The sequence below is a fragment of the Paenibacillus sp. JMULE4 genome (genome assembly GCF_013337105.1).
GTDB classification, from domain to species: Bacteria; Bacillota; Bacilli; order Paenibacillales; family NBRC-103111; genus Paenibacillus_G; species Paenibacillus_G naphthalenovorans.
In genome coordinates this window covers 195,973-208,758 of record NZ_SGWF01000015.1, presented here as the reverse complement: position 1 = coordinate 208,758, position 12,786 = coordinate 195,973, and the positions used below count along the sequence as shown (strand labels likewise).

12 protein-coding genes are annotated in these 12,786 nt (G+C 45.3%); 11 read left to right on the top strand and 1 reads right to left on the bottom strand.

Annotated elements, in window-relative coordinates:
* Positions 1-156 precede the first annotated feature (156 nt).
* Entirely contained in the window at positions 157-501 is a 345-nt protein-coding gene (locus EXW96_RS17110; RefSeq protein ID WP_217437398.1) for a helix-turn-helix domain-containing protein, read from the top strand.
* Between the two features lie 11 nt (positions 502-512).
* On the opposite strand, the gene EXW96_RS17105 is transcribed toward EXW96_RS17110, so the two are convergent.
* Complete coding sequence (locus EXW96_RS17105) at positions 513-1,868, bottom strand: IS4 family transposase (protein WP_174351029.1); 1,356 nt, start codon at positions 1,866-1,868, stop codon at positions 513-515.
* 402 nt (positions 1,869-2,270) lie between these two features.
* Between EXW96_RS17105 and EXW96_RS17100 the strand changes: the two genes are divergently transcribed.
* The 10 genes from EXW96_RS17100 to EXW96_RS17060 all read left to right on the top strand — a co-directional run bounded on the left by EXW96_RS17100 (position 2,271) and on the right by EXW96_RS17060 (position 12,697).
* Positions 2,271-2,975, top strand: coding sequence for a hypothetical protein (locus EXW96_RS17100; RefSeq protein ID WP_174351028.1), 705 nt, complete (start codon positions 2,271-2,273; stop codon positions 2,973-2,975).
* 100 nt (positions 2,976-3,075) lie between these two features.
* The gene (gene istA, locus EXW96_RS27660; protein WP_309225131.1) at positions 3,076-4,014 is read left to right on the top strand and encodes an IS21 family transposase; all 939 of its coding nucleotides are present in this window, start codon (positions 3,076-3,078) and stop codon (positions 4,012-4,014) included.
* 29 nt (positions 4,015-4,043) lie between these two features.
* A complete protein-coding gene (locus EXW96_RS27655; protein WP_254611436.1) occupies positions 4,044-4,628 on the top strand; it encodes a Mu transposase domain-containing protein in 585 nt (194 codons plus the stop codon).
* A 2-nt stretch (positions 4,629-4,630) separates the two neighbouring features.
* Entirely contained in the window at positions 4,631-5,392 is a 762-nt protein-coding gene (istB, locus tag EXW96_RS17090; RefSeq protein WP_174351027.1) for an IS21-like element helper ATPase IstB, read from the top strand.
* A gap of 644 nt (positions 5,393-6,036) precedes the next feature.
* The gene (gene istA, locus EXW96_RS17085; RefSeq protein ID WP_155615814.1) at positions 6,037-7,632 is read left to right on the top strand and encodes an IS21 family transposase; all 1,596 of its coding nucleotides are present in this window, start codon (positions 6,037-6,039) and stop codon (positions 7,630-7,632) included.
* Positions 7,629-8,408, top strand: a complete 780-nt coding sequence (gene istB, locus EXW96_RS17080) for an IS21-like element helper ATPase IstB (protein ID WP_174349575.1) — start codon at positions 7,629-7,631, stop codon at positions 8,406-8,408. The genes istA (EXW96_RS17085) and istB (EXW96_RS17080) overlap by 4 nt, the downstream gene beginning before the upstream one ends.
* Before the next feature lie 10 nt (positions 8,409-8,418).
* A complete protein-coding gene (locus EXW96_RS17075) occupies positions 8,419-9,753 on the top strand; it encodes an IS110 family RNA-guided transposase (protein ID WP_174351026.1) in 1,335 nt (444 codons plus the stop codon).
* Between the two features lie 704 nt (positions 9,754-10,457).
* Positions 10,458-11,444 carry an ImmA/IrrE family metallo-endopeptidase gene (locus EXW96_RS17070; RefSeq protein ID WP_174351025.1) on the top strand — a complete coding sequence of 329 codons (987 nt, stop codon included), beginning with the start codon at positions 10,458-10,460 and terminating at the stop codon, positions 11,442-11,444.
* 348 nt (positions 11,445-11,792) lie between these two features.
* Positions 11,793-12,128 carry a hypothetical protein gene (locus EXW96_RS17065; protein WP_254611435.1) on the top strand — a complete coding sequence of 112 codons (336 nt, stop codon included), beginning with the start codon at positions 11,793-11,795 and terminating at the stop codon, positions 12,126-12,128.
* Positions 12,129-12,232: 104 nt separating this feature from the next.
* The gene (locus tag EXW96_RS17060; protein ID WP_174351024.1) at positions 12,233-12,697 is read left to right on the top strand and encodes a hypothetical protein; all 465 of its coding nucleotides are present in this window, start codon (positions 12,233-12,235) and stop codon (positions 12,695-12,697) included.
* Positions 12,698-12,786: the final 89 nt, after the last annotated feature.

Here is a 12,786-nt window from a genome sequence, read left to right as displayed (position 1 = left end):
AGATGTCGTGAACCTGTAAAAGATGTTGTGAACCAGTAAAAGATGTCGTGAACCGATATGCAAGATATTGAACATCTAGAAGGGAGCCCGGGGGGAATAATTCGTGGCTCCCTTTTAATCTGCTAAGAAATCAATATACACAGGATTTGACGATCGGTGGTGGAGTTGTTGAGTGACATTGGTTATAGAATCAAATGTATCCGCAAAGAGAACAATTTAAACCAAGTTCAGTTTGCAAAAAGTATAGGAATTTCCCAAGGGAACCTGAGTGAAATTGAGATGGGGAATAGTAATCCCTCTGCAGAAACGCTTATATCTATTCGAACGCAGTATAATGTGAACATAAATTGGTTATTAACCGGTGTCGCTGCAGAAGATGGGACGACATATGAAGATGATTTCGAGAAAAGGTTGATTGAAGTTTTTAGAAATCTTGATGATTATGACAAGAACGAAATAATTGAGTTTATAAAAGTAAAAATAAATTTAAGATCAATATAGTTGTTAAAGTCTCAACTTTCGCAGCATGAAATGGGCAAACAAGCCTTAATGTAGTTGGGTAAAGCGGCAATCCATTGCTGGAGTTGACGTTGAATCAGAGCCGAAAGCTTTTTTCCTGCTTTCGTTGCGGTTTCGTTGATCAGATCGAGCAGTTGCTGCAAGGCGATCGCCCAGTCCAACGTGCCAACTTCGTCGCACAAAACATAAAACAAGCCGCCGAACGAGCGAGCATCTGTACTTTGCCGGTGCTGCCATGCCAGCAGAATATAGCGTGAAAACACAATGGTCGTATGGCTAATCAGCAAATCATAGGAGCGACCTTGAAACTCTTTCTGCAAACGAAGCAGCGACTTGGTGCACTTGAAGAAGACCTCGATGTCCCAGCGGATCCCGTAAATACGGATCACGTCCTCCACGGAGAGGGAAAGATCCGTCGACAGTACCGCGAGCCATTCATTCTTCTTCGTACGATGACGGACGAATACCACGCGAACCGGTATGCCGGGGGCAAGCTCGGTTTGAATCGAACGGAGGATGCCCCGTTTCTTACTCTGCACCGGAGACGCTGCCGCATATAGTTCTTTGAGCGACAGCTTCCGGCCTTGAACAAGGAAACGCTTATTGTCGTTCTTGACCATGCCGATCACGTCGAGCCCGCGAGAAACGATTTCGCCAATGAGGGGCGCGTGCGTGAACCAACTGTCCATCAAGACGTAGGAGGCCGTGGCTCCAGCGGTAAGCGCACGATCCAACATCGATACGATTACCTGCGGAGCCGGCAGGAGTGCTTCTTGACGTCGCTTATAGCCGTTCGTCCGTTTGTCGATCTTCTCGTTCATGCCGTTAATGGCAGATTTGCTGGAACTGAGCAGTGTGAAGTCCAGCGGAAACGTATGGCCGTCGGACCATCCCATGGTGAGCATGCGAAAGCCCTTGTAATAAGCGCCGGTAGCATGATCTTTGAACCTGGCCAGCAACTCGACGGCTTTGCTGCGGTTGCGCTCGAACATGGAGTCGTCGACGATGAAGACGGTGTCCCGATTGGACGACGTAAGCACGTTGACCTTCTGCACCGTCGCGACGCTGAGCGACGTCAGAAAACGACGCCAGGCAAAGCCTGCATGGTTGAGGAAACGATAGACGGCATCCTTGCCGGGAAATGCGTCGCCCTTGCTGCTCTCGAGCAGTCGGAACCAATTCTTCTGGTGAAACAGCAGAACGAAGACGAGTTGGAACAGCCGAGCACAGCTAAAGCCGAATCGCTTACGGAACCCGGCTTGCTGAAGATGTTTCAGCACTTTCAGTTCTTGAAAAGCGGGCTTTAATTCGTTTGGCAGTTGATTCAGGTCGGGCTGATGGTCTATCATGATGGAAGACACCTCTTCTGTCTGGTGGTGATTGTTCGTCACTCTCACTTTACCAAACGAAGTGGTGTTTTTCTATTTGTGCAAGCTGGCTATTCAACAGACCTTAAGCCCGCTCTACAATTGGTTTTACATTGATTTTCTAGGTGCGAAAGTTGAGTTAAAGTCTCTTATTAAAGCAATACATACTACCCTCATATGTACTTTAATTATAATGAGGAGGACGTAGCCCAAGCGAAGGAGCGGGAGCGTCCTTTTTGAAGTAACGGGCAGTTATCTGCAGCAAAAGGGTTTAGGGACATTATTAGCGAACTGAATTTTAAGTGGGAGGCGGCATCATTAGCCGCGCCTGTGGGAATTTCTTCTTACCTGCACGATAAAAACGATGTAAGCGAGGCGCGATCATTGGCGAAAGTTGTGGTGTTAACAGGGAACGGTCTGTCTATCGCATTGAATCCTGAATTTTCAATCCCAAGAATAACCAAAAAATTCTTCGGTTGCTTACCCCATGAACACAGCGCATTTGTTGAGCATCACATGCCAGCGAATATTAACAAGAGCAACTTCGAGGAATGCATCGCATCAATTGAGACGCTCTACGATGCTCTACATGGCCAATTGAACTTCTTTAAAAGCGACATATACGGAAGCAAATTCGTCGAAAGCCACGGTCTGGATCTCGCGGAAATTCAGAAACACGAGAAATCAATACGCGCATCAATCGACTTATACATGGCGTTGATTCTTGACATCATCTACAGGAATGTGCGCTTGCCTCAGATCAAAGCAAACATTCCGAATTTCGTAAGATGGCTCTACTCTATCATCAAGACAGATCACGACGTTAATCTGTTCACGTTAAATTATGATCTTTTGTTGGAGACAATATTGCTGAACTTCCGCGACGTTAACTACATGAACTTTTTTTATCCAGCAGGACCTTGGTATGCAATAAGCGACGACCGTTCTATAAGCAGCAGTATCCGTCGGCATTATTTTGATCCGGAGAAGGCCTTACAGAAAAGAAAGAATTACAGGGCAAAATTGTACCATTTGCATGGGTCCTTATCATCGTTCAAAGATCTGAAAAACGAGCGGTGTAACCGCTAGAATATAGACAACAAAAATTGCTCAATAGTAATGAACACTTTACGACCACTTCCTCCCGTGACTATTATTCATCGTAGAATAATCATCATGGGTGAGGAAGATGAAACGCTTAGAAAGGTGGTATATGTATTTCTCCATTCATCAGATGAAAGCGAAGGGATTGAAAGTCTCTCAGATTGCTAGAAAACTGAATGTCTCAAGGAACACGGTGTATAAGTACATGAGCATGAATCCGGATGAATTCAAACAATTCATGGAAGGTCTGGAGACTCGAAAAAAGAAATTAGACCCTTTTGAGCAGCGCATCATCCAGTGGTTGAGGGAGTACCCCGACCTCTCTGCCGCTCAAATATGGGATTGGCTAAAGGAACACCATCCAGAAATTGAAGTTGGGGAAAGTACTGTAAGAAGCTATGTCCGGTTGCTGCGAAAGATGTACGGGATCCCAAAGGAGACGCAACAAAGGCAGTATGAAGCCATTCCCGATCCCCCAATGGGTGAACAAATGCAGGTGGACTTCGGGGAGACGAAAATGAAGAATCTCCAAGGGAATCTCGTGAAGTGCTGGTTTATTACGTTTGTTCTATCCCACTCCAGACAGAAATTCGTTCATTGGCAAGATCGGCCGTTTATTACGAAGGATGTGATCGATGCTCATGAATTAGCTTTTGCCTTTTATGGAGGAATGACGAAAGAAATCGTTTATGATCAGGATCACTTGTTGCTTACCAGTGAAAATTACGGCGATTTAATCCTAACCCACGAATTTGCGGCATACGTTCGCCACCGAGGCATTCAGGTCTACATGTGCCGGAAACAAGATCCCGAAAGCAAAGGTCGTATCGAGAATGTCGTGAAGTACGTCAAACGGAATTTCGCACGCCATCGGATCTTCGTAAGTGTAGACAAGTTGAATGAGGACTGCATGGCTTGGTTAGACCGGACAGGAAATGCTCTTATCCATCATACGACCAAAAAATACCAGCCGAAGTGTTCGCCCTTGAGAAGCAACACCTTCGCCCGGTCCCAGAAAAAATAAAAACTCCTAGTACGAGTATACCAAGGACCGTGCGGAAGGACAACACCATCTGGTATGAAGGGAGCCGGTATTCCGTTCCCCTCGGGACTTATGATGGCACCTCGAAAGAAGTTGGAGTCCGGGTCCATGAATCAACATTGCAAATCTATGACTTGGATACCGGGGAAATCATTGCTGAACATGAACGCTCACAGAGGCGGGGCCAACTCATCCAGAACACGAATCATCGGCGAGATCGCCAGAAAGGTATCGCTGCCTACTTAGAAAGCGTGAGGAGGCAATTTCTCGATCCTGACCTGGCTTCATCTTACCTGAAAAAGATTCATCGGCTTCATCCTCGGTATACCCGAGATCAACTCCAACTCATTCAAAAGACGCTGGATCAGGCATCGAAAGAAGCCGCGGATCAAGCACTTCGTTACTGTTTGACCAACCGATTATACAGGGCAGTGGACTTCGTTGATGCCGTGAACCACTTCTCGAGGTCTTACGAAAAAACGACGCCGGATATGAGCAACATTAAACGGGTGAGCGGAGTGGATCCAACCAAATGGAAAGTCAAGCCTCAAATTCGTGATATTGAGATTTACCGGCGTATTTTGGGAGGAGGCTGAACATGAACGAGACCATTGTGCACCTGAAACAAAGCTTAAAAACGCTCAACCTCACGGAAGCAGCCCAGATCGTTGACGAAAGCTTGATGGAGGCTGAAGAACACCAATGGACATGCCGTGAGTTCCTGCAGCGGCTACTCCGCTATGAATTAGTCCGCCGAGAAGAAAAGCAACTCGCCAGGCGGTATAAATGGGCGTCCTTCCCTGAAGTGAAGACGCTGGATGAGTTTCGTTTGGAAGAACAACCGTCCTTAAGCAAACGCCAATTTCAGCAACTTCGGGAACTTCTATGGCTTGAGCAGAATTACAATCTCATCCTGCTCGGGCCTCCTGGAGTCGGTAAAACGCACATCGCCATTGGATTGGGCGTAGAGGCATTAAATAACGGCTGCAAAGTGAGCTTCGTGCCGATGGATAACTTAATTCAACTACTGAAGACACAAGAGATTTCCCGATCTTCTCACTACAAACTCCGACGTATTCATAACTCTGATTTGGTCATTCTGGATGATCTGATGTTTATGGCCATGGATCGCAATGAAGCAAATCTATTGTTTCAATTTGTGAATAAGTTGTACGGCCAAACCTCAATCATCCTTACCTCCAATAAGGGACCAGAGGATTGGGGTGAGCTATTGGGAGATCAAGCGATTACGACTGCGATCTTGGACCGCATTTTGCATAAGAGCGAGGTCATCCAATTAAGTGGTGATAGCTATCCGGCAGACTATTTTCGCCAGCTAAAACTGTTCAAAATTATTTAGCAATAATTGTTCAAGAGGTCTTGACGGTTACACGAGGTCTTTTTTGTTGTGCTTCCTGCTTGCCGTGGAGCGTTGGCTGTCGCTCTCCCCCCTTTGTTTTGGTTTGTCATTAAACCCAAATGGAGGATGCTACGATCACATTATTTCAATTTCGATTGTGTTAATGTCATTATCTCCTGTCCCATAGTGACATTATCTCAGAACAGTTATAGGGTAACATTATCACAGAAGAATAACATATTGGAATAAAGCAGGTATACTTTCTAAAAAACATACTATAGTATAGATATTTCATGTGAAACAAGTTACCAAAAAAGCGGTCCTCGAGAGGTAGTCAAACCTTGCTCGATGGATCGCTATTTTGGTTATAATTGGGTTAAATAACGGGGTCAAAAGGGAGCCATTCCTGTAATGAAGTAAATTGAGGTTTGAATGAAAAAAGCGTCTCCTGTATGCTGGGTCTTGGAATGGGACACATTCACTGCCCTAATTAAAAGGAGGACGCTCTACCATGAAGTATAAGCTGAAACAGAAGCAAAATTGTCTATGGTAACTTAAAAACAGGCCAGCAAAATCATTGAAAAACCGGCCACAACCGATAAACCTACTTGGAGAGAAAATCAACAAGTAGGGGCTGGGAGAGAATGATCGCGATGAACACGATGCAACAAATATTAATGATGCATATTCATGAGGGGAGGTCGCGCCGGGAGATTGCAAGATTGACAGGGATCCATCGGGAGACGGTTGGGAAGTACATCAGGCAATATGAGGAAAGGAGACAACAGCTACTAGCTGAGGGGAACAACTCGGTGGATATCCAAGCACTGATTGATGCCCTCACTACCGCGCCCAAGTATACAGTCGGAATTCGACCCAAACGAAAACTGACCGACGAAATGACAGCTAAGATTCAGGCTCATCTGGATGAGAACGAAGTAAAGCGAAGCCAAGGGCAACGCAAACAGCAAAAGAAGGCGGTAGATATCTTCGAGGCACTAGAAGCCGAAGGTATCCAAATCAGCTATAGTACTGTTCTTCGGACGGTTCGTAGTTTGGAACGAAAACCAAAGGAAGCATACATAAAGGCACTGTATGAGCTTGGGGACATTTGCGAATTCGATTGGGGTGAAGTGAAGCTCAAAATTAATGGAAAGTTTCAAACTTTTCAGATGGCAGTCTTCACATCCGCATATGGGAATTACCGTTTTGCATACCTGTTCACCAAGCAAACGACGGAATGCTTCCAAGAAGCACATGCCCTGTTCTTTCAGCATATCGGCGGTGTGTATCGAACCATGGTGTATGACAACATGAAAGTCGCGGTGAAACGGTTCGTCGGAACGGATAAGGAGCCGACACAAGGATTACTCCAACTGTCGCTTTATTACGGCTTTCAATTCCGGTTTTGCAATATTCGCAGCGGCAATGAGAAAGGACATGTGGAACGCAGCGTAGAAGTCGTGCGTCGGAAAGCCTTCGCCTTCCGGCACGAATTTGAATCGCTTGAAGAAGCGAACCAATATTTACAGGAGGTGTGCACTCAGCGCAACCAAAAGCCGCAAACCGAGAATAACGGCCAGACGGCGAAGGAACGACTGGAAGAAGAACGCCCCACCCTTTTGCCTTCCCCGCCCCCGTTTGACGCAGCCCGTGTACTTTACGGGCGGGCGGATAAATACGCGACGATTATGGTGGACCAAAATCGTTACTCCGTACCAGATCATCTGGTTGGAGAATCGATCATGATCAAGGTGTACTCGACCCGAGTGCTTTGTTTTCACCAAGAAACGAAAGTAGCGGAGCATGTACGGTGTACCGGCAGCCATGAGTGGCGGCTGGACTTGAACCATTATTTAGATACGCTAAAGAAAAAACCTGGTGCATTCGCCGGTAGCGCGGCGTGGCAACAGGCTCCCAAAAAGATAAAAACAATCTACGAAAGGTATTATACCAGACGCAACAAGGAATTTGTACAACTATTGCAATATATTCGAGATGATGCCAGTTTCGCGGAGATCGAGCAAGCTATTCAGGAATTGGAGTGGATCCACCCAGCCCATGTAACCACGGATAAAATTAAAGTGCTATGTGCCAAAAACCGAGATCTGGCGCCGGTGGTTCGGACGACACATTCGGAAACCGGCCAAGAGATTGCGGAGCGATCAGTTGAGCATTTGCGCATGTACGATGAATTGTTTGATACTAGGCCGACAGAAACGAAGGAGGGCGCTGCATGAGCCACTCGCCGCGCAAGGCGTTGAAGGAAATGATTCTGGAATACAGCAAAGAATTGCGGCTCCCGATGATTCGTAAGCATTTGGAAGAGCAAATTCAGGAAGCGACTCAACGGGACGCCAGTTACGAAGAATTTCTGACGCAACTTCTCGAAAAGGAATGCGATGCCCGTCGGGAAGCGTCCCGGTACAACCGAATACGGTTGGCGGAATTTACGCACAAAAAATATCTCGAAGATTTGGTTGTCGGGGACTTGCCGGAAGATGCACAGAAGAAGTTAAAACTGTTGAAAACGCTAGATTTTATCCGAGAAGGGCGCAACGTAATTCTGTCCGGAAACCCAGGGACTGGAAAAACGCACATTAGCATCGGGTTAGGTCTGAAAGCTTGCCTGGAGGGTTACAAAGTATGGTTTACAACCGTCCCCCTGCTCGTGAACCGGATCAGGGAATGCCGGTCGGAACAGACTCTACGTGCATTCCAGAACCGTTTCGAGAAGTATGATCTGGTCATAGCTGATGAGATGGGTTACATCTCGTTTGATAAAGAAGGGTCTGAATTATTGTTTACCCATCTGTCACTTCGGGCTGGACGTAAATCGACGATCATTACGACCAATCTGTCCTTTGAACGATGGGGTGAGATTTTTCAAGATCCGGTGATGACCGCTGCGATGATTGACCGGCTGACGCATCAGTCTTACATCGTCAACATGAACGGAAATTCATATCGCATGAAAGAAACAAAGGAGTGGTTGCAAAAACAGCAGTTGGCGTAGCTTTTATTTTATGCCGCGTGGCCGGAAATTAAATGATTATGTGGCCGGATTTTCAGTTGACAAATACAAGCAAAATCAACGAATTACAAGAATTTCCGAAAGAACGCTTGTCATCGGTGCGGACATTGCCAAGAAGATTCATGTAGCTCGTGCTGTGGACTTCCGTGGCCTTGAACTAGGCAAGGAATGCACTTTTTACAACGATCAAGAAGGGCTAATGAAACTAGCCTTGTGGATGAAGGAACTTCAGCAAGCTAATGCCAAAACGGAAATTGTATTTGGCGTTGAGCCTACTGGACACTACTGGTTCCCGTTGGCTGCATTCTTAGAAGGGCAAGGCATCAAAGTTGTAGTGGTGAATCCGCATCATGTAAACAAAACTAAAGAGCTGGAAGACAATTCACCGACCAAAAGCGACTACAAGGATGCTAAAGTCATTGCGGATTTAATCCGAAATGGCAAGTACTCTGAGCCCAGTCTTCCGACGAAGGAATATGCGGATTTGCGTATTCTGATGAATTTTCGAGAGAAGGTATCCATCAATCTCAAGCAAGTGAAGGCACGAATCGGGAACTGGTTCGATCGCTTCTTCCCAGAGTATTCCAGCGTATTTAAGGAATGGGACGGCAAGACCTCGCTTATGACCATGCGACGGTTTCCAACGCCAGAGGAGGTTGTCTCTACAGGCGCCAGAGGCATTCTCACACACTGGAAGACGGAAGTAAAGCGAGGCGTAGGCATCAAGCGAGCAGAGCAACTCTACGCTGCTGCAACGTCCTCCATTGGATTAACGGAAGGAACCATGGCAGCAAGGTTGGAATTATCCGCCCTATTAGAGCAGTTCGATCTGTTTATCAAGCAACTGGAGTCCACGATGCAGAAGGTGATGGAAATCCTGGAGAAAATTCCGGGAGCTGCACACATGCTAAGTATCCCAGGGGTTGGAGAAGTCACCGTAGCTGGATTTCTGGCTGAGGTAGGAGACCTGAACAAGTACGACCATGGCCAGCAGATCATCCGCCTGGCGGGTCTCAACCTGAAAGAGAACAGCTCTGGTAAACGTAAAGGGAAGACCGGCATCACCAAGCGAGGGCGATCTCGCCTCCGAGCGCTTTTGTTCCGTTGTATGATGCCGATGGTGGCCAAGAACGAAGTGTTCAAGGCTCTACACAAGCACTACACCACGCGGAGTCAGAATCCGCTGAAGAAAAAACAGTCGATCATCGCCCTATGTGGAAAACTCATTCGAATCTTATACACCTTGGGGACAAAGCAAAAAGAGTATGATGCAATCGATGTATTAGGACCCGTTCGACAAGCCCAGCTACAACGGAGTGCAGCTTAAAATTAATCAATGTCATCCTGAATTCTCACGTATTCATATGTGTACAACTTTGACAACGGAAGCACCGGAGAAGCCGAAGAACAATACACCATAAGGGCAACGACCCAGTAAGGGAGCAAGAATCGGCCTCCACCCCTTGAGAGGTAGAACGAAGGAATGTAAGGGCATAGACCCAGCGTGACATGGGAGGGTAAACCCCAAGGGTGAATGTGGAGATCCACTGTGCGATCATACCAATATATCCATAGTTTGGATAAAATCGAGTTCAAGCTCTATTCCCGCCACCGGCCCTTACAGAAAAAAATGTAATCTATTCAATTGTTCACCAATGTCTATCAACATCCTCAAGGCGTCAAAGTTGAAAAACTAAGAATGGGCGGGAAAACAGGAGAAAAAATTACTTTATAGTGGGAGGATGGTGGGATGAAGAGCCGTCGCGAGATGAATAGACAATATGCTCAAGCGGTGATTTGCGAGTTACAGCGAATAGGCAACGGGCGTTTTTTTTCGTCATTACCGTGATATGAAGCGTACCTTTGGACTGGAACCGAATGTACATGATTTTGCAATGTTAATCGATGAGTTTGAACGTGCAATGAATCGCAAGTACAATCCGAACGATCCAAATTCAATCTATATCGGACATTTACGTGATCGATTGAAAAAGAAAAAATGATGGAATAAAGACTATGTGACGTAATGAAATGACGGTGCATAACGACGGTGTTATGCTTCGATTTCCGAAAAGTTTCTTTTATGGAGACAGCGAGCAATACGTAGGCAACACTTTTTTTAGGGCGAATGCAACCGCAACCCAAAAAAGTCGAGAAATACAGCTGAACAAATCGTATCTTGCAGGATATATATACGACTATCTGAGCAAATATATAGATTTCCCTAAACTAAACTTGCCGGACACCAAAGATTTCAGCAATTGCAATTGGGATGTGGTATCAATAGAAAAATTGGCGCAATTGACTAGAGATCATTGGGGACTGGGCGATAAACCCTTAACTAACATCGTCAATTTGCTTGAACGTAACGGAATTATGGTGTTCACTATCCATATGGCCAGCGAAAAAATCGATGCCTTTTGTCAGCATCGAAAAGGCCGTCCCTTTATTTTTCTAGGTGATGACAAACAATCCGCGGTTCGGCGTCAATTGGATGGGGCTCACGAACTTGGACATCGTTTAATGCATGAAGATGTGAATAATAATCTTCTTTCCAAAGAGGAGTTTAAAAAGATTGAAGAGCAGGCGAATCGCTTTGCGTCTGCCTTTTTGTTGCCTGCCGAGGCATTTGCAAAAACAGTGACTTCAACATCATTGCTTCATTTTGTGGAGCTTAAAAAATACTGGAAAGTTTCGATTGCCGCTATGATATATAGATGCAAAGACCTGGGGCTAATAACGGAGAGCAAATTCACTTCGTTATTTAAACAAATGTCCATGAAAAGAATGAGAGTGAAGGAACCGTTGGATGACGTTATCCCAGTGCCTGAACCCGTTGTATTAAGAAAAAGCATACAATTGCTGCTTGAAAAGAAAGTAAAAAATGAACTCCAAATCATCCATGAAAGCGGAGTGCCGCAAGAGTATGTGGAGATGTTTTGCAATCTTGATCCCGGCGCATTAAATGTCAAAGACCCGGAAGCAACAGTTAGATTAGCTGCCAATTTATTGAACTGAATGGGCGATGAGTACGTGTATAATGAGAGACTAGAAGGAAAATGATAGGGGCAGTTCCATTAGTCTGCTCCTTTATTATTAACCAATTTCTTATCTCGGTCCCTGTTAATACAATGATAGAGAATCCCTTAACAACACAACTACATAACTTATAATGCTGCCCTTCAGAATAAGTCTGAAGGGTTTTGTGTTTTTAGACTTGAATTTGGACGCGAATTTTGACCGATACAGCACATGGACAGGAAAACACTTACATTTGTCGAAATATTACTAAAACTGATGTTCGAAAACCAAGAGTATATGAAGCAAATACAACATTTCAACTTAAAGCGGAAGGAATGACTAGAGGTGAGTCGTGTGGGAAGATACACGGATGAAGAAATAAGAAGCTTACCCAAAATTACCTGTAAAATTGCAGCTGATTATCTTGGCATCGCTCCCATGGTTGTAAGTATCGGCATGAGAAATGACCGCCTGCCGATAGGTTTTGCAATTCATAATGAGGATCGATACTCTGATAGCTGGAGTTATCACATTATTGCTGAACGACTTATTGCGTACAAGTATGGAAGAATCAAAGAAGTTCAAATTCAAAGCATAGAGAAAAATCTGGAGACAATCATTTCGCAATTTGAAGAAATGAAGAAGGATTTAGTTTTTTTATTGAGCGAAAGAAACGAATAGGAGGCGGGGCTAAATTATTTTCACAAGCGGCTCCTGTAGCTTATGAACCTGACCAGAAAATTATCAACGAAAAGGCATTTGAAACTGAGAAGGAGGTCGTAACGATGGTCGAGGAACAACCTCAAATGCTGGCTCGCGAGCAGATCTATAACGAGGTGTGGGAGCTGTCGCTTGCTGGTGTTGCTAGGAAATATGGCACATCATATGGCCTAATATATAAGCTTTGTAAGGAAGCAAATGTGCCCATACCTCCTGCGGGGTATTGGACGAAATTAAATTTTGGAAAGTCGGTAACGAAACCACCTCTTCCAGACTCATCTATACACGAAGTTGCTATTCCGTGTTCGAAAACGCCGCGGATAAGAGTGCAGAAGATTGATAAGGGTATGGCGACCATTCCAGAAGCAGAGCTCGAGGCCACGCAACAGGATGGAGAAGCGGTAAACAATGCTGATGCTGGTTCGAAAATTGTTATGAAAGAGGACGATTTCCTAGAAGCAGGTTTGGATACTGGCGCAATGCCACTATCCAAATCAAGTAAAACCGAAAAATATATTAGGGCTTGCTGAAAAATCAAAAAATCCTTATCTCACAAGGGTTTAGAGGCACTTTTGTCGAATTCATCTGCAAAGAAAACACGGAAAATCGGTAAAAAACC